The organism is Photorhabdus africana, from assembly GCF_035181445.1.
GTDB classification, from domain to species: Bacteria; Pseudomonadota; Gammaproteobacteria; order Enterobacterales; family Enterobacteriaceae; genus Photorhabdus; species Photorhabdus laumondii.
The window spans coordinates 71,528-98,055 of the sequence record NZ_JAXBVE010000001.1; the positions used below are offsets into that span (position 1 = coordinate 71,528).

The 26,528-nt window shown below is 41.7% G+C and carries 29 protein-coding genes and 1 pseudogene; 18 read left to right on the top strand and 12 right to left on the bottom strand.

From position 1 onward, the window contains the following. Positions 1-445 precede the first annotated feature (445 nt). Entirely contained in the window at positions 446-1,774 is a 1,329-nt protein-coding gene (locus SLS51_RS00260; RefSeq protein ID WP_323834408.1) for a hypothetical protein, read from the bottom strand. A 335-nt stretch (positions 1,775-2,109) separates the two neighbouring features. On the opposite strand from SLS51_RS00260, the pseudogene SLS51_RS00265 reads away from it, so the two are divergent. Continuing rightward, positions 2,110-2,451 (top strand): annotated as a pseudogene (locus SLS51_RS00265) (hypothetical protein); the annotation flags it as partial. Between the two features lie 149 nt (positions 2,452-2,600). On the opposite strand, the gene SLS51_RS00270 reads toward SLS51_RS00265, so the two are convergent. After that, positions 2,601-3,731: a hypothetical protein gene (locus tag SLS51_RS00270; protein ID WP_323834410.1), complete on the bottom strand. Its 1,131-nt coding sequence runs from the start codon at positions 3,729-3,731 to the stop codon at positions 2,601-2,603. Between the two features lie 31 nt (positions 3,732-3,762). On the opposite strand from SLS51_RS00270, the gene SLS51_RS00275 reads away from it, so the two are divergent. Then, on the top strand, positions 3,763-3,948 hold the full coding sequence (locus SLS51_RS00275) for a hypothetical protein (protein ID WP_323834412.1): 186 nt from the start codon (positions 3,763-3,765) through the stop codon (positions 3,946-3,948). A 123-nt stretch (positions 3,949-4,071) separates the two neighbouring features. On the opposite strand, the gene SLS51_RS00280 is transcribed toward SLS51_RS00275, so the two are convergent. From SLS51_RS00280 to flgA, 3 genes are all read right to left on the bottom strand, one after another. Then, complete coding sequence (locus SLS51_RS00280; protein WP_323834414.1) at positions 4,072-4,512, bottom strand: flagella synthesis protein FlgN; 441 nt, start codon at positions 4,510-4,512, stop codon at positions 4,072-4,074. Between the two features lie 11 nt (positions 4,513-4,523). Continuing rightward, on the bottom strand, positions 4,524-4,826 hold the full coding sequence (flgM, locus tag SLS51_RS00285; RefSeq protein ID WP_323834416.1) for a flagellar biosynthesis anti-sigma factor FlgM: 303 nt from the start codon (positions 4,824-4,826) through the stop codon (positions 4,524-4,526). A 124-nt stretch (positions 4,827-4,950) separates the two neighbouring features. Beyond that, positions 4,951-5,610 (bottom strand): flagellar basal body P-ring formation chaperone FlgA, encoded by a 660-nt coding sequence (gene flgA / locus SLS51_RS00290; RefSeq protein ID WP_323834418.1) that lies wholly within the window; start codon positions 5,608-5,610, stop codon positions 4,951-4,953. 237 nt (positions 5,611-5,847) lie between these two features. Between flgA and flgB the strand changes: the two genes are divergently transcribed. From flgB to SLS51_RS00370, 16 genes are all read left to right on the top strand, one after another. Continuing rightward, the gene (flgB, locus tag SLS51_RS00295) at positions 5,848-6,261 is read left to right on the top strand and encodes a flagellar basal body rod protein FlgB (protein ID WP_011146177.1); all 414 of its coding nucleotides are present in this window, start codon (positions 5,848-5,850) and stop codon (positions 6,259-6,261) included. Positions 6,262-6,266: 5 nt separating this feature from the next. Beyond that, complete coding sequence (gene flgC / locus SLS51_RS00300) at positions 6,267-6,671, top strand: flagellar basal body rod protein FlgC (protein ID WP_065824386.1); 405 nt, start codon at positions 6,267-6,269, stop codon at positions 6,669-6,671. Between the two features lie 12 nt (positions 6,672-6,683). After that, entirely contained in the window at positions 6,684-7,379 is a 696-nt protein-coding gene (flgD, locus tag SLS51_RS00305; protein WP_323834422.1) for a flagellar hook assembly protein FlgD, read from the top strand. Positions 7,380-7,406: 27 nt separating this feature from the next. Next, positions 7,407-8,621, top strand: a complete 1,215-nt coding sequence (gene flgE / locus SLS51_RS00310; protein ID WP_323834424.1) for a flagellar hook protein FlgE — start codon at positions 7,407-7,409, stop codon at positions 8,619-8,621. An 18-nt stretch (positions 8,622-8,639) separates the two neighbouring features. After that, entirely contained in the window at positions 8,640-9,395 is a 756-nt protein-coding gene (locus SLS51_RS00315; RefSeq protein ID WP_323834426.1) for a flagellar basal body rod protein FlgF, read from the top strand. A gap of 23 nt (positions 9,396-9,418) precedes the next feature. Continuing rightward, complete coding sequence (gene flgG / locus SLS51_RS00320; RefSeq protein ID WP_323834429.1) at positions 9,419-10,201, top strand: flagellar basal-body rod protein FlgG; 783 nt, start codon at positions 9,419-9,421, stop codon at positions 10,199-10,201. 138 nt (positions 10,202-10,339) lie between these two features. After that, the gene (locus SLS51_RS00325; RefSeq protein ID WP_173362523.1) at positions 10,340-11,029 is read left to right on the top strand and encodes a flagellar basal body L-ring protein FlgH; all 690 of its coding nucleotides are present in this window, start codon (positions 10,340-10,342) and stop codon (positions 11,027-11,029) included. A 12-nt stretch (positions 11,030-11,041) separates the two neighbouring features. Continuing rightward, positions 11,042-12,151: a flagellar basal body P-ring protein FlgI gene (locus tag SLS51_RS00330; protein ID WP_323834430.1), complete on the top strand. Its 1,110-nt coding sequence runs from the start codon at positions 11,042-11,044 to the stop codon at positions 12,149-12,151. Further along, positions 12,151-13,092, top strand: coding sequence for a flagellar assembly peptidoglycan hydrolase FlgJ (flgJ, locus tag SLS51_RS00335; protein ID WP_439126826.1), 942 nt, complete (start codon positions 12,151-12,153; stop codon positions 13,090-13,092). Before SLS51_RS00330 ends, flgJ begins: the two co-directional genes overlap by 1 nt. Before the next feature lie 128 nt (positions 13,093-13,220). Next, positions 13,221-14,864 (top strand): flagellar hook-associated protein FlgK, encoded by a 1,644-nt coding sequence (gene flgK, locus SLS51_RS00340; protein ID WP_323834434.1) that lies wholly within the window; start codon positions 13,221-13,223, stop codon positions 14,862-14,864. 78 nt (positions 14,865-14,942) lie between these two features. Next, positions 14,943-15,908 (top strand): flagellar hook-associated protein FlgL, encoded by a 966-nt coding sequence (gene flgL, locus SLS51_RS00345; protein WP_323834436.1) that lies wholly within the window; start codon positions 14,943-14,945, stop codon positions 15,906-15,908. Positions 15,909-16,363: 455 nt separating this feature from the next. Continuing rightward, positions 16,364-18,340, top strand: a complete 1,977-nt coding sequence (locus tag SLS51_RS00350; RefSeq protein ID WP_323834438.1) for a type VI secretion system Vgr family protein — start codon at positions 16,364-16,366, stop codon at positions 18,338-18,340. Further along, complete coding sequence (locus SLS51_RS00355; protein ID WP_323834440.1) at positions 18,333-19,175, top strand: DUF4123 domain-containing protein; 843 nt, start codon at positions 18,333-18,335, stop codon at positions 19,173-19,175. The genes SLS51_RS00350 and SLS51_RS00355 overlap by 8 nt, the downstream gene beginning before the upstream one ends. A gap of 25 nt (positions 19,176-19,200) precedes the next feature. Then, entirely contained in the window at positions 19,201-19,470 is a 270-nt protein-coding gene (locus SLS51_RS00360; RefSeq protein ID WP_323834442.1) for a type VI secretion system PAAR protein, read from the top strand. Between the two features lie 9 nt (positions 19,471-19,479). Further along, positions 19,480-21,069, top strand: a complete 1,590-nt coding sequence (locus tag SLS51_RS00365) for a hypothetical protein (protein WP_323834444.1) — start codon at positions 19,480-19,482, stop codon at positions 21,067-21,069. A 59-nt stretch (positions 21,070-21,128) separates the two neighbouring features. Beyond that, the gene (locus SLS51_RS00370) at positions 21,129-21,986 is read left to right on the top strand and encodes a hypothetical protein (RefSeq protein WP_323834446.1); all 858 of its coding nucleotides are present in this window, start codon (positions 21,129-21,131) and stop codon (positions 21,984-21,986) included. A 297-nt stretch (positions 21,987-22,283) separates the two neighbouring features. Here the strand turns inward: SLS51_RS00370 and SLS51_RS00375 are convergent, their stop codons facing one another. From SLS51_RS00375 to SLS51_RS00405, 7 genes are all read right to left on the bottom strand, one after another. After that, complete coding sequence (locus SLS51_RS00375) at positions 22,284-22,658, bottom strand: helix-turn-helix domain-containing protein (protein WP_323834448.1); 375 nt, start codon at positions 22,656-22,658, stop codon at positions 22,284-22,286. Positions 22,659-22,734: 76 nt separating this feature from the next. Further along, positions 22,735-22,995: a type II toxin-antitoxin system RelE family toxin gene (locus tag SLS51_RS00380; RefSeq protein WP_323834450.1), complete on the bottom strand. Its 261-nt coding sequence runs from the start codon at positions 22,993-22,995 to the stop codon at positions 22,735-22,737. Positions 22,996-23,434: 439 nt separating this feature from the next. Next, complete coding sequence (locus SLS51_RS00385; protein ID WP_214087291.1) at positions 23,435-23,845, bottom strand: hypothetical protein; 411 nt, start codon at positions 23,843-23,845, stop codon at positions 23,435-23,437. Positions 23,846-23,850: 5 nt separating this feature from the next. After that, positions 23,851-24,387: a LemA family protein gene (locus tag SLS51_RS00390; RefSeq protein ID WP_323834454.1), complete on the bottom strand. Its 537-nt coding sequence runs from the start codon at positions 24,385-24,387 to the stop codon at positions 23,851-23,853. Between the two features lie 11 nt (positions 24,388-24,398). Next, complete coding sequence (locus SLS51_RS00395) at positions 24,399-25,385, bottom strand: hypothetical protein (protein ID WP_323834456.1); 987 nt, start codon at positions 25,383-25,385, stop codon at positions 24,399-24,401. A gap of 17 nt (positions 25,386-25,402) precedes the next feature. Continuing rightward, a complete protein-coding gene (locus SLS51_RS00400; RefSeq protein WP_323834458.1) occupies positions 25,403-25,960 on the bottom strand; it encodes a LemA family protein in 558 nt (185 codons plus the stop codon). Between the two features lie 193 nt (positions 25,961-26,153). Then, a complete protein-coding gene (locus tag SLS51_RS00405; protein WP_323834460.1) occupies positions 26,154-26,474 on the bottom strand; it encodes a hypothetical protein in 321 nt (106 codons plus the stop codon). Positions 26,475-26,528 lie beyond the last annotated feature (54 nt).

The following is a 26,528-nucleotide window of genomic DNA, read 5'->3' on the forward strand; positions in this document are numbered from 1 at the left end:
TCGCGTTTTTTGCGAAGAACTGGCTAATGAGTCAGGAATCAGATCATTCATAACAGCAAATAAATCTTTAAGAGGCAGGCTTTCAACTCAAATCCTACTTTTTTGCGATAAATCTCACATTTATTGAATATTTAGAATTGATCATGTTCTCAGCACTGAGAATAAATCTCATTTATGATAATATCACAGAAAGTTTTTAAACTGAGTGTATATAAAATGCTGGTTGCTCTTTTTTTGTCGATATTTGTTATTTTTTTTATGCTATCTATGTTGGTTAATTATTTTTTTATACTAGGAAGAAATTTTAAAAAAACTATATTGATATCATTATTAATGACTGTTATTGCAATATTCAGTCACGTTTTTCCTCAGGTTATTTATCAGTACTTTTTTTAATTGGGTATTTGGCATAAGGTCGCGCATTAAATGCGCGACCATAAGAATATTATTGTTTATTCTGTTTAATTAATGGTTTGATTTTATTTTCATAAATATTTTTATCGATCTGAAAATTTACATCTTCCTTCCATTCTCCAGTGATTTCAAATGGCTCTCCACCCCAATTAATATCTTCCGTCTTCCAGTTAAATGTATCATATGGATCAGTAAAATTATCATATAGTTTATAATTTATTACACCGGATATATTATATTTATCACCTGAGTTTTCTGCCTTAATATTTATCAAATTTCCACTAATCGTTGCACCTCCAATAGCCCACAGAGGGTCGATACCTGGTATTTTTGATTCCTTAGCAAAATCATAACCATTTTTAAAATCAATTCGTTCACCATTCTGAATTTGTGAAATAAAACGAGATTGAATACTGCCTTCTGTTCTGCCAAATGCACTTGGCTTCTGCATTAATACACGAATTCTATCATGCACACCGATTTCAGAGAGTGTGAGTTCTCGACCTGATTTTCCTGTAAAATGAAAAAACATTCCCAATCCACTCATGCTATTATCTGTAGTCAATAATTTTTTAGTATTTGTTTTGATCTCTTCTTTTGCCGGTGTTATTTTATTTAATACATTAATGAGTTCATGTTTTGCATTATATAAATCCATCGCTGGTGCTACAACGTATTCATTCCAAACCCCGATCCAATCTCCCCGATATCCAAGCACGGCTTTTGCACTTTCAATGAATGCAAGCGTAAAAATATATTTCTTATTAGAGTTTGCATATTTTAGAAAGTTTCCCATATTCCGACCATTAAAAGACATCTTTTTAATAGCCAGATCTTTTATTTTTTCTTGTCTAAAAGACTCTTGATTTTCAATATATTTTTTTAAATTATTCTTTTGCTCAATCAATAACTTGAAATCAACAACATTTGTTTTTAGTGCTTCGGAAGAATTCTCAGAAGCCAATTTATTTAATATGACCAACAACATTTCCGCTTTTAGAAGAGAGTCGTCAAAATCATAAGAAACGTTTTTCTCAGAATCTTCTAATTCTTTTGTTACATTGGTTAATTTTTTATCAATAACTTCAAGATCGTTTTCTCTAAAATAATGGTCTACGTCTTTATAAGGAGTTCCAGGTTGTCCCCAGGGTCTATTAATGGGTGGTGTCCAATTATAGGTTGGAGGCTGTGTTGGTTTATTATAGATACCTGTATAATGAGTAATGCTATGCCCTCCACCCGGAACCCCAGGAAAAACGGGGGTTGTCGTTGTTGTCCAGCCATTTCCATGATTGATCGTACTTCCCGGAGGAAAAACACTGCCAAGGGGAATAACAGGGCCGAAATTAAAATTAGACATAAAAAACCTTTTTGATAAATTTAAAGTGTATTTTTGTTAAAGAACGCGATTATTGAATGAAAATCAATAGCTACTTTCTTGTTAATTATTTTAAATGTCTTTTAATAACATTTTAAATAATTAAAGATGTAATATCATGGTTAATAAAACTATTATCATGTTATAGTTGATGAGTAATACTATTCTATTTAGTTGAGAATAAATTAAGGTATGCCAAATACACAAATTGTAACGGTTCGCATTCCATCAGTACGGGCTTGCAATGATTGCAAATGAAATTTTTGCTTTGGCACTGACCTGTTGTTTTGTTTAGTTCCGAAAAGAGGGTTGGTGTACATATGCGCACGAATGGGATCTGGGATAAAGAAAATCCTATTAAGTTTTCGGCTCCTGCAAGTGACGTAACGTATTTTGGCCGTGCTCTCGAACTGAATGATGCAGGAGATCGCTTGGTAGTGGGGGCGTATTCCAGGGTGTATGTATATACCTGCCTAAATAATAAGTGGAATATGGAAACACCTATGGAGATTTTGGACCCTTCCGACAATTTAAGTGGTTTTGGAGGGGCTGTCGGTCTAAATAAGGCGGGGACGAATTTGGCTGTTGGTGTAATTTCAAGGAAGATTGGTTCTGCGCCCGGAACCAGTGCAGTTTATGTTTTTGAGAATATCAAATGATGGTCTAATCTAGGATAGCCCCATTTTTTGTATATATTACAAGGAAATGGGACTACCACAATGGGTGGTGATACACTGACACAGTGCGTGGCTAATGGTCGGTAAACTATATAAGTAAGCCGCTGAAATTTACGTCAGACTCAGCGAATTCAATATTGTTTGAAAAAATAATCGATAATTTCCTGTTCAAATTCAAAGGCATCACGTCGTTCTGCAAGGTAGCTTTTTAGTACGGTGAGTGAGCGGAGGCTTTCGCGCAGTTGGATTTCGTTTTCTATATGTTGCCGCAATTTTTTGCGGTGTTCGCGGAGGTTATTCTCTATTGCCTTCGATGTATTACCTCCCAGTGTGCGCCAAATCATGCCCGGTAACGAATCAGATTTTTTTAGCTGATTAAGCTCATCGGCTAATCTGTCTATACGTGCTTTGAGCAATTTATTGATGTTGGATATATCCCGGCTATTAAAACTGAAAGTTGGATCAATGTACTTGTGGTACATGTCTATTATCGTCCAGACATCATTATCTTTCTTGGCTTTTGATAACTGTACCATCAACTGGTTTTTCTTCTTCTTCTCATCCAAATCTTGTTCACGATCCGGATGCAGTACCTTGGCTATTTTTCTATACATTTGGCTCACTTCCTGCGATTTAAACAAAGAATCCAGTTTTTTCTGGTCTTCTGCCGCAGGATCGAAGTCAGAGGTCTCTTCTGCATCATATTCATCGTGGAAATGCTCTGATTCCCGTTGAAAACGCTGTTCTATGGTGGAACGCATTTTTTCGGGATTTTTTATCATATCAAGTAATTCTTCATCAGATATTTCTTCACTAAAATCAAAATATTCACTAAAAGTCTGTCGGATACCATCCATCTGTTCTGGTGTCGGAATTTCCTCTTCTTTCAACGCATTAAGATTGGAAAAGTGATTGTTCAACTTATTGAGATCAAGGTTTTCGTTAAAGGGGTAAGTATATAACTCAGCAAGCTCTTCTTCTATCCAGGAAAATAATTCTCTCCGTTGGTTTTTCCCCAGCGATTTTTTATCGGCAAATGAAAGCAACCGTGCCGCTTTATCATATCTGGACTGCATATATTGATGTTCTACCGGTAAGATCTCCTGTTGAAAGCGCATGAACAATTCGTCTTGTTGCTGTTGTAGCTTGGCGATCTTCAATTGGTATTTTTCGATGGACTTCCAGTAAGTTTTGAATTGTTGCTGAGGCGTTTTTGGTATCTGTTGTCCGCTCGATTTTCTTTTTTTTAGTTGCTTATGCATCAATGTATTATTCCCAAGGTAGATTAATGAAATGAAGAATGTTCTCGCTGTTAATTTTGATAGTTACCCGTTGTTGCTTATTCCTATTTTGCAATATATTTTCGCAACACGCAAAACGTTATCGTTGCGCAATTGTTACGTTGGCTTACAGACGGTGATTTTTGCTAATCCGTTCTTCCCTGATTGCAACAACCGTTTCACAGTACATTTCGTTTGAATTATTCATGCTTGAGGACTTCGTGAGCAGCGACGAAGCTCGGGTTGAACAGGAAGGTGGGCTTACAGATACTATCAAAACAATAAAAAGTAGCACTACCGCAATGGGCGGTAATGCACTGAATCAAACCTGAACTTTGTGGCCGGAAAGCATGCTGTGACGGGCAGCCTGGCCGTCTGAACCGTAAAGAGAGGGGCTATGATGACTTTTTAGGAAAGCAATGGCTTTACTATTCAAATCAAGATGCTGGGTTAACAACGAACCGTTATGGGTGTTTAAATCACGAACCCGGATAACCGCTTTGCCGATCTGTTGCCATAATGTGGCCAGCAAAGGTTGTTTATCATAAGGCGCAATAATGTTTAATGCTTTGCTCAAATTAAGACGTTGCTGTTCTGAATGGCTAAGCGCGGACAACAGGAAAATTTTTCGTTCTGTTATCTGGTGCAAATCTCGTGCTTCAATAAAACCCTCGCACAAAATACGCTGTTCTTCCGCCACAGTTTGGGTCAGCGAGGTCAAATAGGTCACTTGTTGTTCGAGTAATTGTTGAAGTTCTTCCATAGCGGGTTTAATTATTTCTTATCGTATTGAAAGTTTTCGGCGGCTTCTTTGAGCAGAGCGTCTGCTATTTTACCGCTGTTCATTTTTAAGGTTCCCTGAGCAATAGCTTCTTTCAACTTTTGCACCTTTTGGATATTGATATCCTGGCTGCTTGGTTGAACCAGTTTTGTTTGTGCTTCGCTCAGTTTTACTTGTGCATCACTGCCTTGTAAGGTAACGCCGGCGGTTTTGCGGGTGCCCTGGGCGCTTTCATTAGTTGGTCGCTGTTGAACAGCAGCGATAGCTAATAAGGGGTGAGTGCGTTCGATACTCATAATCATTATCCTTTATGGCCAGGCATAGGTTCACCTATGGATCGGAGCAGGTTACATGCCATTTGCATACCTGCAAATCGTGCTCTGCTGGTTATATCGGCACAGTGAAAGAAAACTTTAGAACTTATAACATGATTTTTACATTGCCGTTTTCTAATGCCTGGCCGGTTATAACATGTCCTGAATTTATTCGAACCCTGACTTTATCAGAAATAGCGGCGTTATTAATAGCTTTCCCTTCGTTTCGTATCTGAAAGCCATTTCCCTGTATAATCACCGCCACACTCTGGCCTGACCGTACAACCCACGGGCGGCGTAACATATTATGCGTCATCGCCTGCCCCGCCGGGATGTTACGTATTGCAATACTATTTTTTATCTCATTTTTGTTAATGACCAGATCATGCGGTAGTTTTTCCAGTAATCCACTTCTGACCTGAAAATCTTTATCTGATAAAACATCATTACGCGAGATAGCTCGGCGGGTAACCAGATAATTCCCTGTCACACTGACAGAGACTTGAATGAATTTGCGTTGTTGATAGCAGATAACAGGTAAAGAGAGATTTCCCCGATTTTGACCACCGATAGCGGGTTGAATTTCCGGCCGTTCACACTGAGGCCATTGTTGTTCAGGGGTTCTGATGTTAACAGAAACTTTGTGATGATTATCCCTATATATCTGCTGGAAATAGTGCTCTATAGCTTGGGGTAAATTATTGCCCCATGCCATCGAAGTGATAAAGAAAAATGCGAACAGCCCGATAATATTTATAGCTTGCATCTTCTCGCTCTCATTATTTCTGTAGGTCAATACGCTGCTGTTTAGTCGCGTACATTTAGTCGCATATAAGTGTACCTACATTGAATATCGGCCAATGGGATAAATAGCAATCCAATTAGCGTCTATTCATCCGATAGGCTTTTCCTTCTGCGTTTATTCTGTTTACTGCGAATTTCGCGATCGCGAACAGCGCTATTAAGGTTCACAACACAGGTCGGTCACATCAGAGGGAGGAATATGCTCGATAAATTAGATGCAGCCTTTCATTTTCAGCAGGAAGCCCTGTCATTGCGATCACGGCGACAAGAAATATTGTCCGCTAATATCGCCAATGCGGATACGCCCGGTTATCAAGCGCGGGATATTGATTTCGCCACACAACTGAAAAAAACCATTGCACACGGTCGGGTCACCGGAAACGGGATCGGGCTGACGCTGACATCCGATCGGCATATTCCTATTCAGCCTCAGAAGAGAATGGAGATGGACTTACTGTATCGGGTGCCTTATCAGCCAGCAATGGATGGCAACACGGTAGATATGGATATGGAACGCAGCAATTTTATGGATAACAGCCTGAAATATCAGGCAGAACTGACGGCGACCAGCTCTCAAGTTAAAAGCATGATGGCAGTCTTACAGCAAGGATAAGGGCAATGTCTTTACTCAGTGTTTTTGATATTGCCGGCTCGGCATTATCAGCTCAATCTCAACGATTAAATGTCAGTGCCAGCAATATGGCAAATGCCGATAGTGTTGCGGGACCTGATGGTCAGCCATACCGGGCTAAACAGGTGGTTTTTCGTGTTGCCGCACCGGCAGGGCAGGAAACCGGTGGCGTCAGAGTCAGTGAAATTGTTGATGATCCCACCCCTTTCCGCCTTGAGTATCAGCCGGGGCACCCATTGGCTGATGAAAAGGGCTATGTGCGGATGCCAAACGTTGATGTGGTCGGAGAAATGATTAACACCATTTCCGCTTCCCGTAGTTATCAAGCCAACGTTGAAGTGCTTAATACAACTAAATCGATGATGTTGAAAACATTGACGTTAGGTCAGTAACAGGAGTGACTCATGGCTATTACCGGTTCAGTGAATGAATCACTGAATAACACGATTGTTGGAGAGTCAGCATTGGCTAGCAAGAAAAAGGGTAGTGAAGAGCTGAATAGCAACTTCATGAAATTGCTGGTCGCGCAAATGAAAAATCAAGACCCAACTAACCCGATGAAGAACAATGAGCTGACCTCTCATTTGGCGCAGATTAACACACTCGCGGGGATCGAAAAGCTGAATACTACACTGGGGTCTATTGTCGGTCAGATAAATAATAATCAGCCTGTACAGGCATCGGCTCTGATTGGGCGAGGCGTTATGATCCCTGGGAATACCATTTTGGCTGGTTTAAACAAAGAAACTGGGAACGTCAGTACGACACCATATGGTATTGAGTTGGAAAGGCCCGCGGATAGTGTGCAAGTCACCATTACTGATAAACAAGGGACTGTTGTACACCAAATTGATCTCGGTGGATTGGAAGCGGGTGTCCATAGCTTCCACCCTTGGGATGGCAAAAAAGAAGATGGCACTAATGTTGAGGATGGCGCTTATAAATTCACCATTACTGCCAGCTATAAAGGCGAACAGAGAGTATTTCAGCCGCTGAGGTTCGCGAAGGTAAATGGTGTTACTCGTGACGCGGACGGCGCTAAGTTAGATTTAGGGCGGATCGGGGCCGTCACTATGGAGCAGATACGTCAGATTCTTTAACAAGCAAGAATTTTAACGGAGAATAATATGGCTTTTTCACAAGCAGTAAGTGGTTTGAATGCTGCGGCAGGTAATTTGGATGTTATTGGTAATAATATCGCTAACGCGGCGACATATGGTTTTAAATCCAGCACAGTTGCTTTTTCTGACATTTTTGCCGGTTCTCAGGTGGGTCTGGGGGTAAAAATAGCGGGTGTTAATCAGAATTTTAAAGATGGTACGCCGACGACGACTAATCGCCCACTTGATTTGGCGATCACTCAAGGCGGTTTTTTCCGTATGCAAGGCGGTGATGGAGGGATCTACTACTCCCGTAACGGTCAATTCAAGATGGATGAGAACCGCAATATTATCAACATGCAAGGCATGAAATTGACCGGCTATCCCGCAGTCGGTGTCAATGGTGGTGCGCCGGAGATTCAAAAAGGGGCTAACCCAGAGCCGATTACAATACCTCAAGGTATACTGGCGGCTAAAGCAACAACCAAGGTGACGATGACAACCAACCTTAATTCGATGCATAAAAAACCGGCAGATGTTTTCTCGCCAGAAAATAAGGATTCTTATAACTATCCTACCAGTGTTACCACCTTTGATAGCCTGGGTAACCCACATGCTATCAAGGTTTTCTTTGTGAAAACGAACGATAACGAGTGGCAGGTTCATGCTCAGGATAGTGCGGTTGAGGGCGCTAAAGCAGTTTCGTTAGGGACGTTAAAATTTGATGGTAATGGTAAACTGATTGGTGACAATAATCAGTTTACATTTAATGTTCCCTCTCTGAATGGTTCTAATGCTGCTGATATCACTATTGATTTTAATGGCAGTAAACAGCAGAAAATTGATGCTGATAGCATATCGACACTCAAGCAAGACGGTTATGCCGCAGGTGAATTCAATGGCTACCGTATTGAGGGAGATGGCCGTGTCATCGGCACCTATTCCAATCAGCAATCTCAATTATTAGGTCAGGTTGTTCTGACTAACTTTGCTAACCCAGAGGGGCTGGCGGCGCAGGGTGACAACGTTTGGATAGAGACGGGTGCTTCAGGTAGCCCAGTGGTTGGCATTGCGGATTCTGGCGGTTTTGGCAAATTGCTCAGTGGTTCGCTGGAAGCATCCAACGTCGATATGAGCCAGGAGCTGGTTAATATGATCGTGGCGCAGCGCAACTACCAATCCAGTGCGCAAACCATTAAAACTCAAGATCAGATCCTACAAACGCTGGTCAGTATGCGCTGATAATTTCAGGATAGCATTATGGATCATGTCATTTATACCGCGATGGGCGGTGCTCGTCAGACACTAGAACATCAGGCCGTGACGGCAAATAACCTGGCTAATGCATCGACACCGGGTTTTAAGGCGCAACTGGCTGCTTTGCGGGCGGTACCTGTTGAAGGGGCTGCCTTTAATACCCGTACTTTGGTTGTTGCTTCAACGCCGGGCTCTGACCATCGTCAGGGGCCGATGAACTATACCTCTCGTCCGTTGGATGTGGCGATTGGGCAGGGGGGATATCTGGCGGTTCAGCTTGAAGATGGGTCTGAGGCTTACACGCGTAACGGCAGCATTCAGATTTCAGCGGAAGGTCAGTTAACGGTTCAAGGTAACTTGTTGATGGGGGACAACGGCCCGATAAATGTTCCGCCACAGGCTGAGTTAACCTTGGCGACGGATGGTTCTATATCTGCACTGATTCTTGGTGATCCGCCAACACAGTTGGGGCAACTTGGCAGATTGAAAATGGTGAAACCGGAGAGCGATCAGCTAATCCGCGGTGATGATGGCCTCTTTCACATGACGGAACAGGCGCAAGGGTTACAGGGTGATCTCTTGCCAGCCAGTGATGAGGTGAAATTAATCCCCGGTGTGCTTGAAGGCAGTAACGTCAACCCAATGGAAAGCATGGTGAGTATGATTGCCAACGCTCGCCGTTTTGAAATGCAGATGAAAGTCATCCATAGCTCAGATGAAAATGCACAACGTGCGAATCAGCTATTAGCAATGAGTTGATTTAGACACAGAGGATAAAACCGATGATCCGATCATTATGGATTGCTAAAACTGGGCTGGATGCTCAGCAAACCAATATGGATGTGATTGCCAACAACTTGGCAAACGTCAGCACCAATGGTTTTAAACGCCAGCGTGCCGTTTTTGAAGATCTGCTTTACCAGAACATCCGTCAACCGGGGGCGATGTCATCGGAACAAACCCGCTTACCTTCTGGTTTACAGATAGGTACCGGGGTGCGTCCGGTAGCAACAGAGCGTATACATAGTCAGGGAAACTTATCTGAAACTAATAACAGCCATAATGTTGCCATTAGAGGAAAGGGGTTCTTTCAGGTTCAGTTACCTGATGGTACCAGCGCCTATACCCGTGACGGTTCATTTCAGGAAGATCAAAACGGACAGTTGACGACCGCTAACGGTTTTTTGATCTTCCCTACCATTACCATTCCTGATAACGCGACGGACCTCTCCATCAGCCGAGATGGTGTTGTCAGTGTGAAAGTACAGGGGCAATCGGTACCTCAGCAAGTGGGTCAATTTACCCTGACAACTTTTATCAATGAGAGTGGGTTAGAAAGTATCGGCGAAAACCTTTATGTAGAGACTAGCAGCTCTGGCGTACCGATTGAAAATACACCGGGAATCAATGGCGCAGGATTGCTCCAGCATAAATATGTCGAAACATCTAACGTCAATATCGCGGAAGAATTGGTCAACATGATTCAGACTCAGCGTGCTTATGAAGTTAATAGTAAAGCGGTGTCTACGTCTGATCAGATGCTACAAAAACTGACTCAGTTATAACCTAATCGTCAATCAGAACCGCGGGGGAACACTCAAGTTTCCCCGTTATTCAGGGATAAATTAAGAGTATCGAAGATGGATACAATGGCTGTTGCCGAAACCAGTGCCGTTTGTCAGTTCCGCCATTTACGGAAAAATATGGCGAATAAATGGCGTTGTAGTATAGCACTGGCGGTATTGTCACTAACGGGCTGTGCGTATATACCGCAAAAACCCTTGGTTGAGGGGGCAACCACCGCAGCACCTTCCGTGGCAACCGCGCCAGTCCCTAATGGTGCTATTTTTCAAGTAGTACAGCCGGTTTATTATGGTTATCAGCCGCTATTTGAAGATCGCCGACCTCGAAATATTGGCGATACCCTGACGATTACATTGCAGGAAAATGTCAGCGCCAGTAAGAATTCTTCGGCCAATGCCAGCCGTAATGGAAAAAACACGTTTTCCGCAGCACTGACTCCCCGTTTCCTGAAAGGGTTAATTGGTGGAGATAAAACCGATCTGGATATGGAAGCTGAGAATACTTTTGGTGGGAAAGGCGGCGCTAATGCGAATAACACCTTCAAAGGGACAATTACCGTGACAGTCGATCGGTTACTGGCAAACGGTAACTTACATGTGGTTGGTGAAAAGCAGATAGCTATCAATCAGGGAACCGAGTTTATTCGTTTTTCCGGTGTCGTTAACCCACGGACAATTAATGCTAATAACACCGTTAGTTCCAATCAGGTCGCTGATGCCCGCATTGAATATGTGGGGAATGGCTATATCAATGAAGCGCAGAACATGGGGTGGTTACAGCGTTTCTTCCTGAATGTTGCACCATTTTAACAGGGGATGGTTATGATAAAACAATTTACTGTCAGCCTTCTTCTTGTATTGCTGACTCTGGTGACAACGACGGCATCAGCAGAACGTATCCGTGATCTCACCACGGTTCAAGGAGTACGGGAAAATGCGTTGATTGGTTATGGATTAGTGGTTGGGCTGGATGGAACCGGTGACCAGACGACTCAGACGCCATTTACCACCCAAAGTTTAAGCAACATGTTATCCCAATTGGGGATTACCGTTCCTCCGGGAACCAATATGCAGTTGAAAAACGTGGCTGCCGTGATGGTCACCGCGAAGTTACCGCCGTTTGGCCGTGCCGGACAGAATATTGATGTGGTGGTCTCCTCATTGGGGAACGCGAAAAGCTTACGTGGTGGTACTTTGTTGATGACACCACTAAAAGGTGTTGATAATCAGGTCTATGCTCTGGCGCAGGGTAATATATTGGTTGGCGGTGCTGGTGCCAGCGCGGGGGGAAGCAGTGTAAAAGTTAATCAGCTTGCGGGTGGTCGGATTAGTAACGGTGCAGTGATTGAACGCGAATTGCCTACGCAGTTTGGTGAAAATGGCGTACTGAATCTTCAATTAAATAACGAAGACTTCTCACTGGCGCAGCAAATTAGCGATACGATCAATCGTACGGGCGGAACGGGAACAGCAACGCCGTTGGATGCCCGCACAGTACAATTGCGTATACCGAGAGATAAAAGTGAGCAGGTTAAATTCCTCTCCCATGTGCAGAATCTCACTGTCCGTGTTGATGTCGGTGATGCCAAAGTGATTATCAACTCTCGCACCGGCTCTGTCGTGATGAACCGCAATGTCGTGCTGGATAGCTGCGCGGTTGCTCAAGGGAATCTTTCTGTCATTGTCGATAATCAGGTGGTTGTTAGTCAGCCAAATACACCGTTAGCCGGTGGCAGTACCGTTGTTACTCGTAATCCCGCTATTGCTGTCCGTGAACAAAATGGTGCGTTGCAGCAGGTTAACGCCAGTGCAAGTTTGAGCCATGTTATTCAAGCATTGAATGCACTGGGTGCGACACCGAATGATTTAATGTCAATCTTACAGGCAATGGAAAGTGCAGGTTGTCTGCGGGCGAAATTGGAGATCATTTGATGAATGATTTTTTAACCCTGCCCGGTGCGGCTTATGATGTACAGTCGGTTAACACGTTAAAATCCAATCTGGCAAAAGATCCACAACAGGGGCTACGTCAAGTAGCTCAACAAGTGGAAGGGCTCTTTGTTCAGATGATGTTGAAAAGCATGCGTTCAGCTCTGCCTAAAGAGGGCATGTTGAGCAGTGAACAGACACGACTCTATACTTCGATATACGATCAGCAAATCGCGCAGAATATTGCTCAGAAGGGGCTAGGTTTTGCCGATATGATGCTCAAGCAGCTTTCTAGCGCTAAAGCTGCCCCCAGTGAAATAGCGGGCAAGATACCTATGACACCGGATAACGAAATTTTGCAAACTTTGCCAAGGCAGGCGCTTGAGCAATTTATCCGTCGGACGGTACCGAAACCCGAGGTGGCGCCTAAACCGCTCCCCCTGAACAGTACGAATTTTGTCTCTACGCTCTCGACCCCTGCCCGGATAGCTAGCCAACGTAGTGGTATTCCTCATTTGCTGATTATTGCTCAGGCTGCATTAGAGTCTGGTTGGGGGCAAAGAGAGATTCTGACTGCTGATGGTAAGCCAAGCCATAATCTGTTTGGTATTAAAGCGGGTAAAGGTTGGAAAGGGCCGGTAACCAATATCTTGACCACAGAATATATCAACGGTGAGCCACAGAAAATGAAGGATAACTTCCGTGTTTATGGCTCATATGTGGAAGCGATTGCGGATTACGTCAAATTACTGACAGAGAGCCCCCGTTACGCCAACGTTGCCCGCTCTATTACCCCGGAGCAAGGGGCTTATTCCTTGCAGCAGGCAGGTTATGCAACCGATCCCGGGTATGCGAAAAAACTGGTCTCAGTGATTCAACAGCTAAAAGGTGCTGGCGAGCAGGCGGTAAAAGCCTATACCTACGATTTGAGTAAACTATTCTGATCGCTATTTTGCTCAAGTTTTATTGAGTTCAGCCGATAAATTAAAGCAGTTCAGACTTTATTTTTAGCTGAAAGATTATTTGCCGCGCCACTAGCGGAGACATAAATAAAACGCAAAAGGATCTTCTGATGTCCAGCAGTCTTATTAATATCGCGATGAGTGGCCTTCAGGCTGCTGAAATTACTCTGGGAACCGTGAGTAATAACCTCGCAAACTCCAAAGTTCCTGGTTATAACCGGCAATCGACAGTTATCAATCAAAACGGTGGCACGATGACGTCCGTTGGTTTTATGGGAAATGGTGTTACTGTTACCAGTATTAACCGTCAATATAACGAATTCATTAATCAACAACTGTCTGATGCTCAGGCGAAACAAGGTAAATTAACCACCTATTATCAGCAAATTTCCCAGATTGATAATTTGCTGGCAGATAAAGCGAATAACCTGTCAAGCACCATTGATGACTTCTTTACCAGTTTACAAAATGTCGTCAGTAATGCGGAAGATGATGCAGCCAGAACGACAGCGATTGGTAAATCAAATGGGCTGGTAAACCAGTTGAAAAGTGAGGATGAATTCCTGCGTAAAATGGAAAATAACATTAATCGGGGAATAACTAACTCGGCTGAGGCTATTAATAACTATGCGCAACAAATTGCTAAACTCAATGGTGAAATTACCCGTATGAGGGGCGGAGGTAGTGCTGAGCCGAATGCATTACTGGATCAGCGTGATCAATTGGTCAATGAACTGAATAAACTGGTTGGCGTGAATGTGACTCAGCAGGATAGTGATTCTTATAATGTCTCTTTTGCAGGGGGATTGACACTGGTTCAGGGAACAACTGCTTACCGAGTAGAAGCGATTTCATCCAATGCGGACAGCAGTCGCATTACATTAGGTTATGATCGTGGCTTTGGTGATGTTGTTGAAATTGATGAAAGATTCATTGATAAAGGGCAATTAAGCGGCACATTACGGGCGCGTAGTGAAGTGCTGGATAATTCTCGTAATCAGTTAAACCAATTAGCCTTGGTATTGGGAGATCAATTTAATCAGGTTCATCGTTCTGGTTTTGATTTAAAAGGCAAACCGGGTGAAGATTTCTTCACATTTAATCACCCGGATGTCATTGCCGATAGTAAAAATAAAGGTTCTGCTGATTTTAAAGTGGAATATACAGATACCTCAGCGGTGAAAGCCAGTGATTATCATATTAGCTACGATGGGGCTAATTGGAAAATCCAGCGTGCCTCTGATAAGGCGGATATTGCTGCCAAAGTAACAGGTAATACACTGGAATTTGATGGACTAAAAATTGAAATTGATCCAACCAATGCAAAAGAACACGATCGATATACACTGAAAGCAGTCAGCGGTGTTATTGGCAGTATGGCGGTTAATATTAAAGATGCGTCGAAATTGGCGGCTGCCGGTACTAAAGAGGGTGGGGTGAGTGATAACGTCAATGCCAAAAAATTCATTGAATTGCAGAACAAAAAATTGGTAGAGGGTAAAGCATCATTTTCTGGTGCTTATGCTTCGATGGTCAGTACCATTGGTAACCAGACCAGCACGGCTAATGTTGATTTAGAAACTCAGAATAATATTGCTAAACAACTTTATGTTGAACAGCAGGAGGTTTCCGGCGTCAACATAGATGAAGAATATGGTGCATTACAAAATTTACAGCAATATTATCTGGCTAATGCGCAAGTGATCCAGACTGTCACGGCGTTATTTAATGCCATTTTGGAGATCCGTCGCTAATCAACGTGCCACTTAATAGAGCCTGAGAATACTCGGATATTTTGGGCATTTAGCTGAATATTTAAAAGGAATGAAATTGTGCGCGTAAGTACCAATGTATTGTACGACCAGAAAATGACGAGTATCACTACTGCTCAGTCGAAATGGATGCAGCAGGGAGCACAGCTATCCAGTGGTCAGAGGGTGATAAATCCATCCGATGATCCGATGGCGGCATCTCAGGGTGTCTTGGTTGCTCAGGCTGAATCTCAGAACCAGCAATATATAACGGCTCGCTCGTTTGCTAAGAACGCGGTTTCCATGCAATTGAGTGTGATATCCAAAGCTGTCGGTGTGGTTCAAAATATTCATGAAAGTTTGGTAGCCACAGTAAACGGTGTATTGAGTGACGAAGATCGTAACTCGCTGGCTATTCAACTGACAGGGTTTAAAGAACAACTGGTGAATTTGGGTAATACCACTGATGGTAATGGCCGCTATATTTTTGCCGGTTATAAAACGGATATGAAACCTTTCGATGAGAGTAAAAGTGGCACAGTTAGCTATCTAGGAGGCTCTGAGGAAATAACTCAGAAAGTGGATAGCAACCGCTCTATGATTATTGGACATACCGGGGAGCAGGTCTTTCTCTCATCTACCAGTAATCCGATAAAAGAGCCGGATGGCAACCCGAGTGAATCTGATATATTTAAAACCATAGACATGGCGATTCAGTCATTGAAAACACCATTTGTCGAAGCAGATCAAAAGACGCGTGATGATGCGCTGGAATTGTTGAATAAGGCTAACCGCGGCGCTCGCAACGCGTTGAATAATATCTCTTCTGTGGAATCGGTATTGGGTTTACAACTGAGAGAAATAGAAGACTTAGATAGCTTGGGGGCAGAACGCAGCCTGGCGAATAAAAGCCGTTTGAGTCAACTGGTTGACGTAGAATGGAACTCAGCGATTTCGAATTATTATCAACAACAAGCCGTACTTCAAGCATCGTATAAGACATTTGCTGATATGAAAGGCATGTCGTTGTTTGAGATATTTCGTTAATTCGGTTTTCCTTATTTATATTAATCGCTGGTTTTCAGGCCAGCGATTTTTTCAATTAAATAATCCTGTTTTCCGTTCTCCGTTCTCTGTTTTCCGTTTTTAGTGAATTTGCTCTTATCAATATTTTTATTACTGATTCAGGCCAGCAATTTTGGTTAATAAAATCATTATAATTCATTTTAACGTAACCCATTCAATATATTGAAATTTTATGCCAAAATCCCTGCTTTTTATTAGAATAAAATATCGTTTTTTCAAAAAAACAAGTTGATTATTTCTTCCCTCTTCTACCCTCCCGTTCATATGTTGAACAGGAAAAAGTTTGGTTAATGAATCTACCGGTGAAGGTGAATATGCTCGGTAATCATTTAAGTAAAAGAGGGTGAAATTATGGTTGTTTTACATGATCTATTTAACTTCCCGAATCTCAACCTCCTGCAATCAGGAGGAATGTAATGGCAGATTCAGGGCTGGTTTTTACACTTACTGCGGGCTCTCTCCCGGAGAAAACGTTTGCTGTGGTGGAGTTTACTCTAGATGAAGCACTATCAACGTTATTTTGTCTGGAGGCGACATTAACCAGTGCTGATCCGGATATTAATTTCGCTGATGTTCTGGATAATTTTGCGACCCTAACCGTTTATCGTGATGGAAAACCCGAGCGCAGTATAACTGGGATTGTGACTCAGTTTGAACAAAGTAGGACAGGCCGTCATCGCAGTTATTATGCCTTGACCCTGCAACCTGCTTTATGGCGTGCGGGATTACGGGTTAATTCCCGTATTTTTCAGCGTCAATCTGTGACTGAGATTATTGACATATTATTGAAAGAAAATGGTGTCAGAGACTTCTATTATAAATTGCGATATGAACATCCTGAACGGGAGTTTTGTGTGCAATATGATGAGAGTGACTTAGCGTTTCTCCATCGTTTATTGGCTGATGAAGGGATATTTTATTATTTTAATTTTGACCAAGAGCGGGGTGAATCGATAATTGCTTTTAGTGATACTCATCGGATAAATAAAACATTTTCATTGCCCTATCACCCAGAATTGGATGCTACAGGAAGCCAATGTAGTATCAATCGATTCAATTGGCGTGAACAGGTCGGGATTGCCAACATTGTGTTGAAGGATCGTACTTTTAAAAATCCACCGTGGGGGGCTGACTATTACTATCACGAACGCCAAATTAACCATCAACGTTCAGATTTGCCCAGTTACACTTACTATGATTTTCCCGGACGCTTTAAAAAAGGTGTGATTGGCGAGCGCCTGAGTCAATTTCGTTTGGAAGCACTCCGCACTGACACTATGTTTGGCCGTGCACAAAGTGACTGTTTTGCTCTGGCACCAGGATCAGGGTTTACGCTTACTGATCATCCGAAAGAGCAATTTAATACCCTGTGGCTGGTCATTAAAATCAGCCATCACGGTAGACAGCCGCAGGCGGATGAATCTCTTTTCGGTAATGCAGGAACGACCTTAACGAACGATTTCACTTTTGGCGATCATAACCGGGTATGGCGCCCCTCGCCTTATCCCAAACCGCGCATTGACGGCCTGCAAATTGCGACAGTGGTTGGCCCGGAGGGGGAAGAGATCTTCTGTGATGAATACGGGCGTGTGCGGGTGCAGTTTGCCTGGGATCTCTATGGCGAATTCAATGACCAGAGTTCCTGTTGGATCAGAGTCAGTCAGGCTTGGGCTGGTAATAGCTGGGGCATGATTGCTATCCCCCGAGTGGGGCAGGAAGTGCTGGTGGATTTTCTGCATGGCGATCCAGATCAGCCAATTATTATTGGGCGTACCTATCATACCGCTAATGTTGTGCCTAACCGTCTGCCGATGGCAAAAACCCAAATGTCAATTCGCTCAAAAACCCATAAAGGGGACGGTTTTAATGAACTAAGATTTGAAGATGAAAAAGATCGGGAAGAGATATTTATTCATGCTCAGAAGAATCTGGCGATTAAGGTGCTTAATTCCCGGGATGAACGAATTAATTACAACCGTACAACCAGCATTGGCCATGATGACGAACTGGTGATTGCCAATAACCGTAAAATAACGGTTGATGGGCAGCAGGAGCACAGAACCACTGGTGATTATATTGATCAGGTTGATGGTGACAAAGCCTTACAGGTCAAAGGCGATGTAATACAAAAAATACAGGGCGTATTCAGCATCGATACCAATGATGACATTACGATAACAGGCGGCGGCAAAATCACCCTGAAAGTAGGCGATAATTTTATTGTTATTCATGGTGGCGGCGTAGATATCAAAGGTGCGTCTATTAACCTAAATTCAGGTGGTAACCCCGGTGTTTTATTGCAACCGGTTAATCCGGCGATTTTGCAGAGCGCGGCTCATGCAGGTTCGATGTTTGTTGCACATTGCCCGAAGGAGAAAGATAACAATGGTTAAAGAAAAACTGTATGCCGTCGTTGACGCCGCGACAGAATCCAAATTGTTTCTTATATTGGAGCATTTTGATCCACCGTTTACCTGTCTTTATGATGAATCTCTACCGCCTGAATTACTTAAGGTGGCACCTTATTTAGTGGAAGTGACAGAAAAGTTAAAACTTTATCTGGAAAACTGTGAAATCCCTTGGGGGATTTTCTTAAGCTCTCAGGCGGATATGAAAACATTACGTCGGCATTTGCGTAAATATTTACAAGTATTATTACCTGAACAGGATAAACCGGTATTTTTCCGGTTTTATGATCCGCGTAATATCTGGGAGTTTCTCAGTATCCTCAGTGACTGGGAAATTCACTGTTTCATGGGGCCGATAGATAAAATTGCCACCAACTATCAGGGCAATATTCAAAGTCATGATTTTCTTGCTAATAGAGAACAATATCCACGGGATGCCAGCAGCAAAAGAAAGCTATTATCAATTACGCCAGAACAACTGGAAAAGATTGAAGCCGCTTTTGCTGAGCGTTATGTACAGACATTGGCAGCATTAATTATCGAATGGGAAACTATTGAGGAGTTTGATTACGTTGGTTATATCCGGGGGCTACTTACCGAATTAAAAAATATCGGTATTACGGATGATCACAGTGTCAGGGGAATATTAAAGTTATTCTTCTTACGAAGATACTTATCTGTTAAAGAATCGCCTACTCATTGTAAACGCATATTAAATAAAATCTGTGAACCGGGACATATACGGGCTGAAGAGTTGCTATTACAGGAGTTTGGCGATTCATCAGTACCTTGGTTCCATTTTAAAGACAAATTATTTTAATTTTGCCAGATATGGAGGAATAAATATGGGTAATGCGGTAAAGATTGGTGATATTGGCACGGCGCATGGTGATTGTGGCGCGACACCGGTTATTTCGGGATCGACCAGTGTGAAAGTTGACGATATTCCTTTAGCTCGTCAGGGCGATAGCTTGGCGCCACATTCATCTCATTCACGCATCATTGCCGGTGGTTCCAGTACCGTTTTTGTTGATGGCAAACCTGCGGCAAGAACCGGTGATGCGGTGAGTTGTGGTGGAATTGTGGTTGGTGGTGGTAGTGTTAATATTGGTTAAGGAAAAAACATGCTTTCAGTTAACATGAAAAGTGCGGTTTGTGATTGTAAAACTCCAGACCCTTGTATTCACAAATTAGTGTTAAAAGTCGGGAAACGGGTTTTTCACTATAACCAGATTGAACCGATAAGGGATATTTGGGTAGTTGATGAAGCGGAGGGGATACCGGTGTCTGTTTCATTGGTGGGAAAACAGTGTATAACGGAAAACGCACACTGTCCCAAAGCGGTTTTCTATAGCCCGGATAACCCGGCGTTTCAATTTTATGAATTGGATAAAAATCCAATTAAGGGACCGGGTGTAGATTATGAAATCAGTTTTTCCCGTCATAGCTTGTCGGTCGATCCAATCGCAAATGATCCGTTAGGTTTTATTGCATCGTGGTTGTTTCAGAAGGGGGATCTGAATTGTTTACCGCATACGGATTATATTCTGACCCTGACGCAATGTTACGGTCAGCCTTTTGCCCAGCGCTCATTTCTCTTGCCGGATGATAAAATGAAGAAGGTGTTATTGGGGCTGGTGAACGTACTTGACACTAAAATCCATGTGTTGCCGCAATATGAATGGACACTGGATGTGACGATAGGGGCAGAACAAGAAGTACGGGAAAGAAGCGCGGCGGAAAGAAAAGCGGAGGCGCTGAAGGAGAGAAAGAAAACCAATCCGAACGCGAAAAAGCCCGGTCAAAACTGGCATAAACACACGGCGGGTTATGAATTAACGGACACGTTAACTGCCGAAGGGAGTTTTGCTTATAAGCTGGGTCCTTATTCCCACACACTCACACGTGAACTGGAAAAAGAATTTAAAGAAAAACGTAAAAAACTGGGTTTAGTGAATAAAGGCTTGCAGGCGGTTGAGACGTTGCAAAAACTGTTTTCCAGTGAAGGCAGTCAGGAAATTAAACTGTTGGAGGTGGAAATCCAGACTCCGGAAATAAAATTAAGCGGCGGCAGTAAACTGGTGAATGCCACACATGGCAATGAAGTCTATTTTGAGCATGTGGTTTCGGTGGAATTAGCGCCGCTGATTGGGATAAAACTGCGGCTGGATTTAATTGAGGCGTTTGCGACGGAATTTGGGGTTGAGAAATTAATCGCCTTAATTCGTGAACAGGGATTAAAAGGTCAGGCGGCGGTGGAAGAGGGACGGAATGGGGCTTATCTGGGGGCGCAATTAGATATGATTCTGGAAGGGGCGTTAAATCTGTCATTTAAATATGCCAGTAATGAAGAGCATAAAATGGAATTTCAATTGGGGGATATGGTAAGAGGCACGTTAGCGATTAAAGCGGAAACCAATATTCAGGCGGGGTTTAAATATTATCTGGTGGAAGGATATTTTAAAGCGGGTGCGGATATTGAAGCGGAGGAATGTTTTGAACTGGATAAGCAGGATAAGGAATTATCTCTGGTGTTTTTCCATGAGGGCATCACTGCCAGTTATTATGTGGATTATGGGGTTGGAGTCGCGCCATCTGAAAGTAAAGAAGATAGTTTTAGTCAAAAAAATGGCAATAAAAAACGAGAAAAGTGGGAGATATATCCTAAACTATCAAAAGAAAAGTCAACGTACAAGTTGAGGTTATCACAATGAAGGCATTTTTTCTGTTTTTTATAGCTTTATTTTCATTATCAGCTTATGGGAGAAACACTATGGATAAAGTTAAATATATCACTTATTTAGAAACTAATCGGGTACTTTGCAGATTTAAAGTGAATGGAATCACTACTTTAGACAACTTTAGCTCTATATCTGGTACTATATCAACCGGATATAACATTGCACCGCTATTACAAAATGGTAAAAACATTCTCAGTCTTGATATGGGGCCATTAAGTGCCAGGGATAATAAATATATTTATAAAGAAAAAGACGCAGAGTGTAAGGTTAGATTAGTGCGAGTTACACCTTATCAATCGGATGAAATTACTAATATTGTTACTGAGGTGGTAGATGAAAATGGTGAATTGAAACCTAACAGTATGCAGTCCATTAATTTTAATATTGATACTACTCAATCTGGCAAAATCATGACGAAAGAATACCCTAATGAATTTTATTATCATACTGAGCGAACAGTTACATTAAATAATTTGCCCGCTTGGGCTTGGACTACGGCTATGCCTTTGCCGGAAACGGCAGCAGGTACGGAGTTAGTTAAAAAAGCCTATGAAGATATCTGGCAAATAATGAAAAATAAAGATTTATCGACTTTGCAATCGATAGCCAAATTAATGTTATATGAACATGCACAGGCCAATGATAGTACAGAACAAGGTTATTTTGATTCTCTGGGCTTTAAGGAAGATTTTGATAATGGTTATCAGGCAGTGCCGATAGACTGGAATAAATATAAACTAGTACGTTATATGGGAGGCCGATTGTTCCGATTTGAAGTCGAACATGGATCACCATCTCCATTATTGATCAGAGATAAGGATGGTAAAAATGGCCGCACGTTTAGCCCATTTTTCTCTTTAATCAATGGAAAAGTGGTTATTTCGAGATAACTATGGCCTTCTCAGTATTAACTATTTCAGGTAGTTAATACTGAGAGGTAAGGAAAGACTATGCTTTCGATTTACATGAAAAGTGCCATTTGTGATTGTAAAACCCCGGACCCTTATATTCACAAAATTAGTGTTAAAAGTCGGGAAATGGGTTTTTCATTATAACCAGATTGAACCGATAGGGGATATTTGAGTGGTTGATGAAACGGGTGGTATACCGGCAGCAATTTCATTGGTGGGAAAACAGCAGGGTGAGATCTCACCCTGGTCGTATTGGTAACTTTTTACTAACTTTAATCAGTCGAGCACTAGTTGACTTATTCGGCAATCATATAAATCCGCTAATTTTTCAATCGTTGCTTTGCGTGGGCGATCTGATTTCTCAAACTGAGAAACGGCAGCTTGTTTTATACCCAGTTTTTCCGCTACCTCAGCTTGTGATAGTCCACGATAAACACGCCAAGCGGCTTGTAGTGAAACTTCATCGTCTACCATGATAGAAACGACTTCATGAGGAATAGTTTCATCGTCATTTGGTCCCGTTGTATAGGGAATAATTTGATAATTTTCATCATGATCCGCAGCTGCCAATAGTCTTTCGTACTCGTCCATTGGCAAAATAACGGCTTGTTTTTTGCCATGCTCGTCTGTAATAAATTGAATACTAGCCATATTCTTTTGCTCCGTATGTTTACGTAGTTACGTAGCCCTTAGAGGTAAATGGTTAAATGGAAAATTCACCTATTTGTTAATAGGTTTTTGTCTGGCGTCGCCTAATTTCCTGAATTTCTAGGATATTAGGTTCTCCATCCAGTAATTCAAACAAAACCCGATAATCGCCAACTCTGAGCCTATATCTGTTATCGAATCCTGATAATTTTCTGATATCCAGACCAACAAGAGGAAAATCTGTTAGCGAACTCACCTTTTGTTTTATCGTCTTCTGATATCGAGTATCGATCCTCGTTAGCTGTTTGATTGCAGCTTTAGACCAAATGACTTTAACCATTTCTTTCCCTATTTTAAAAGAGCATATCCGCTTTGGATACTCAAAATATAAGTGTTTATTCTTATGTCGTCAAGGGAAAGTCTTATATTTTAAGAGGAAAAATAAGGTTGCGTCCAGTAGAGTTCAATTTTTTATGATGAAATCAGATATAAATTTTATGATGATTGGAATTTATTTTTTGATAAAATTCTTTCTCTGTTTTAAATGTGATTATAGAAATGAAGATTAGTTTCTATTTGTTTTTTTATATTGATTTTATTCCTAATTAAATTAAAGGGGTTTACCCCTTAAATAAAAGATTGTTGTTTATATCCGTTATCTTCCAAGTTGCCTCTTTGTTGGCTGCACTCGTTCACCCCGGTCACATAGTTTGCTATGCTCCCGGGGATTCACTCTCTTGCCGTCGCGATGCATCTTGAAATCCATAGAGTATATATGTTTATTTCCTCTGCTTTCTTTTCTTTTTCTTGGTATTATTTTTTCTTTCTATTTTCGAATGTCTCTGGCGCATGGCGTCATCCTGTTCAGCCAGTTTAAACACGGCTTCTTTATTAATAAACCAAAAAGACAAACAGGCCGTTTGGGCAATAATCAAGCTCCAGAACAGGCGGATAATATCGTTTGTAAAGATTAAATAAATGACCACGACACAGAGTAAATTAACAAAAGCAGAGGTTAATAGACTGATAACCAGTGTCTGAATAACCTGGCTAATTCCCGGTATTCGAGCAAAGGGAAGTAGGCATAACATTGCACCCACAGGGCCGAAAACCGCCGTGACGATTAAAATACCCGGATTACCACGGATGGCATCAACAAATCCGAATAAATCAAATGGAATGGTAAACATGGGTTTTATCCTTGCATGGGGTTCAGCATTGGGCTAGGTTTATATCTTAATATCTGGGCGAAAATGATATTGGGAAACTGCCGGATCCCGGTATTGTAAAGAGCAACACTTTCATTAAAGAATTCACGTCTGTCTGCAATCTGATTTTCCAGCAGAGTGATCTGCGCTTGCAAATATTGAAAAGATGGCTGGCTAATTAGGGCCGGGTAGTTTTTTGCAAGTATCAGAAATGACAACAACTGATGTGCTAATGTATTACCCATTTTCACCTTTTTATCGGTTATTTTTGCACTGGGGTAGTTTTTCCTGACTTCTGATAGTTGCAGAAAGAGCGATTTTTCATGGGCCATTGCTTGTTCTGTTATCGTGATAAGTTGTGGAATTAAATCAACCTGTTTTTTCAGTAAAATATCAATATTAGCAAACGCTTTATCCCGGTATCTTTTTAACATAATGATTTTATTAAAAACGCCTACGAGATAACGAACCGCAATAATCAGGATGACGGCCAGAATAATAAAAGCGAGAAGATATCCACCCATTGCTGTTATCTCTAAAATAGCCATTTCAGTAATGGAGATTCACGATAAAAAACCGTTAAATGATGAGACTGATATTCATAAGGAACGGTCATAATAAAGGCAATCAGGATTGCCGCACTAATGACGGTAATTGCAAGATTACGGCGCATTGGCGCAACTTCATTCCAGGCACCCAAATATCCCTTAGAGGCAATTCCCAGTAATCTGTGAGGAGCAGCCTGAGTAATAACAACTTGATCGTCTTTTTCAATAGCTGTACCAATAATTAAATACTCTTCATTTGGAAATAACAAATACTCTTGGTAAGAAACGGAATTGGTTTCATAATTCTGATAAGAAGAAAAATTCACAAATGTCAACGTTTCTGGTGTTGCATCAATACGGACTGATCCTGAATCTTCGCTGATATCATATTCATAATAACGATAGCCATAGCATAGCTTTCTGCTCAGAGGGCTTTTAAAGTGAGTTCCTGCTGTTATTTTTCCTTCTACTTCTACCAAACCCATAGCGATTGAACGGGTTTTTGATGTGGGCAAAATCTGCTGAAATTTAAGGAATTTTTTCCCCGGTGTTGTTTTCAGACGGTTATAGATAAATAGTAAGAAAAATAAGCCATTGGGTGAAATAAAAAAAGCAATCAGAAAAATGGCAATAGCTGCCGAGCCTAAAATCGCCTGCCAAGTTGCCTTGCTGGCAGATTTACCGGACTGTCGTGCTTGTCTATAATATTCTACCGCATTTTTCCCAAACGAAGTGACGTTTATTAAAATCGCTATGGCAAGGATAAGAAGAAGGATACCAAAGAAGATATAGAAAAAATGTTTGAAATGATCATCGAAATAAAAAATCGTGCTGGTAATGATCAATCCGATTAAAAGAACGGAAAGCCAGTGAAGGCGTTTAAATCCCACGACTTCTTTTAAAAGAAGGTTGATGATAAAGATTAATACACAGGAAAAAACAAAAATAAAAGTAAAAAATATCATAGTCATCATAAGGTTTACCATCTGATTTATTTAAACTTGATACCGTCATAGGCTTTTTCTTCCTGACTGATTTCTAACAAAGGCAGCCTCTGATAATGAAACATGCGGGCAAAAATCAGATCAGGGAATAGATAAATCGCCGTATTATACTCCGTTACCGCATCATTAAACATTTCGCGGCGATGAGAAATTTTATTTTCTAGATCCGTCACCGATGTCTGCAATTGTGAAAATTGGGAACCTGAAATCAGTGTCGGATAGTTTTCAGCTACGGCCAGTACAGATCGGAATGCATTGTTCATTTCATTGGAGGCTTTGATTTTATCCGTGAGGGTATTGGCATTAAGATATCCCTGCCGTGCATCACTTAACCGAGTAAAAATATCACGTTCATGCTCCATAGACTTTTCCAGCACGGTTACAAGCTGCGGGATCTGTTCTGCGCGCTGTTTTAAAATAATATCAATATTGGCAAATGTATTGCTTGTCTGCTCTTTCAGAGCAACCAGGCGGTTATAAATAGTGATTCCCCAGCCGATAAGTCCTACTGTGATGAGAGAGGTAATAATAGTGGTTATTGTCATCTTTTTCTCCACGAAAATCCGGTTATATTTACTATACTGGTTATATTTACTATATAAGTCATGCCCTCCCTGCTGACTGGGGTAGCACCGTAGCGCAAGGGAAAGATTCCGCTTTGTTTAACCTGTCATAATCATTTGAAAATGAGAATACAGAAGTATTAAGCATACTATATCGAGGACAGATTTATACCCGTTATCTTTCAAGTTTTTCTGCAACTTCTGATTGTGACAAGTCGCGATAAACACGCCAAGCAGCAATGATATTAATTTGTTGCTCAATCATGATCCCAACTACTTCATGTGGGATAGTTTCTTCATCATTTTCACCTACTTCATATGATACTGATACATAATCTTCATCTCGATCAGATAGGGCTAGTAGACGTTCATACTCCGCTATAGGCAGAATTACTGATTGGCGCGCACCGTTTTCATCAGTAATAAAGTTGATTCTGGGCATGGAATTTACTCCGGCTAAATTTCCCTTGCTGTCGCGATGCATTTTGAAATCCATAAGGTATATATTTCCTCACGGTCTTGAATGGCTTCTGGCGTCCAAAATAATTGC

Coding starts and splice junctions, on each gene's coding strand:
- SLS51_RS00260 (WP_323834408.1), bottom strand. CDS start 1,774: ATGTCTAATTTTAATTTCGGCCCTGTTATTCCCCTTGGCAGTGTTTTT.
- SLS51_RS00270 (WP_323834410.1), bottom strand. CDS start 3,731: ATGCATAAGCAACTAAAAAAAAGAAAATCGAGCGGACAACAGATACCA.
- SLS51_RS00275 (WP_323834412.1), top strand. CDS start 3,763: ATGAAGAATGTTCTCGCTGTTAATTTTGATAGTTACCCGTTGTTGCTT.
- SLS51_RS00280 (WP_323834414.1), bottom strand. CDS start 4,512: ATGGAAGAACTTCAACAATTACTCGAACAACAAGTGACCTATTTGACC.
- flgM (WP_323834416.1), bottom strand. CDS start 4,826: ATGAGTATCGAACGCACTCACCCCTTATTAGCTATCGCTGCTGTTCAA.
- flgA (WP_323834418.1), bottom strand. CDS start 5,610: ATGCAAGCTATAAATATTATCGGGCTGTTCGCATTTTTCTTTATCACT.
- flgB (WP_011146177.1), top strand. CDS start 5,848: ATGCTCGATAAATTAGATGCAGCCTTTCATTTTCAGCAGGAAGCCCTG.
- flgC (WP_065824386.1), top strand. CDS start 6,267: ATGTCTTTACTCAGTGTTTTTGATATTGCCGGCTCGGCATTATCAGCT.
- flgD (WP_323834422.1), top strand. CDS start 6,684: ATGGCTATTACCGGTTCAGTGAATGAATCACTGAATAACACGATTGTT.
- flgE (WP_323834424.1), top strand. CDS start 7,407: ATGGCTTTTTCACAAGCAGTAAGTGGTTTGAATGCTGCGGCAGGTAAT.
- SLS51_RS00315 (WP_323834426.1), top strand. CDS start 8,640: ATGGATCATGTCATTTATACCGCGATGGGCGGTGCTCGTCAGACACTA.
- flgG (WP_323834429.1), top strand. CDS start 9,419: ATGATCCGATCATTATGGATTGCTAAAACTGGGCTGGATGCTCAGCAA.
- SLS51_RS00325 (WP_173362523.1), top strand. CDS start 10,340: ATGGCGAATAAATGGCGTTGTAGTATAGCACTGGCGGTATTGTCACTA.
- SLS51_RS00330 (WP_323834430.1), top strand. CDS start 11,042: ATGATAAAACAATTTACTGTCAGCCTTCTTCTTGTATTGCTGACTCTG.
- flgJ (WP_439126826.1), top strand. CDS start 12,151: ATGAATGATTTTTTAACCCTGCCCGGTGCGGCTTATGATGTACAGTCG.
- flgK (WP_323834434.1), top strand. CDS start 13,221: ATGTCCAGCAGTCTTATTAATATCGCGATGAGTGGCCTTCAGGCTGCT.
- SLS51_RS00350 (WP_323834438.1), top strand. CDS start 16,364: ATGGCAGATTCAGGGCTGGTTTTTACACTTACTGCGGGCTCTCTCCCG.
- SLS51_RS00355 (WP_323834440.1), top strand. CDS start 18,333: ATGGTTAAAGAAAAACTGTATGCCGTCGTTGACGCCGCGACAGAATCC.
- SLS51_RS00360 (WP_323834442.1), top strand. CDS start 19,201: ATGGGTAATGCGGTAAAGATTGGTGATATTGGCACGGCGCATGGTGAT.
- SLS51_RS00365 (WP_323834444.1), top strand. CDS start 19,480: ATGCTTTCAGTTAACATGAAAAGTGCGGTTTGTGATTGTAAAACTCCA.
- SLS51_RS00370 (WP_323834446.1), top strand. CDS start 21,129: ATGGATAAAGTTAAATATATCACTTATTTAGAAACTAATCGGGTACTT.
- SLS51_RS00375 (WP_323834448.1), bottom strand. CDS start 22,658: ATGGCTAGTATTCAATTTATTACAGACGAGCATGGCAAAAAACAAGCC.
- SLS51_RS00380 (WP_323834450.1), bottom strand. CDS start 22,995: ATGGTTAAAGTCATTTGGTCTAAAGCTGCAATCAAACAGCTAACGAGG.
- SLS51_RS00385 (WP_214087291.1), bottom strand. CDS start 23,845: ATGTTTACCATTCCATTTGATTTATTCGGATTTGTTGATGCCATCCGT.
- SLS51_RS00390 (WP_323834454.1), bottom strand. CDS start 24,387: ATGGGTGGATATCTTCTCGCTTTTATTATTCTGGCCGTCATCCTGATT.
- SLS51_RS00395 (WP_323834456.1), bottom strand. CDS start 25,385: ATGATGACTATGATATTTTTTACTTTTATTTTTGTTTTTTCCTGTGTA.
- SLS51_RS00400 (WP_323834458.1), bottom strand. CDS start 25,960: ATGACAATAACCACTATTATTACCTCTCTCATCACAGTAGGACTTATC.
- SLS51_RS00405 (WP_323834460.1), bottom strand. CDS start 26,474: ATGGATTTCAAAATGCATCGCGACAGCAAGGGAAATTTAGCCGGAGTA.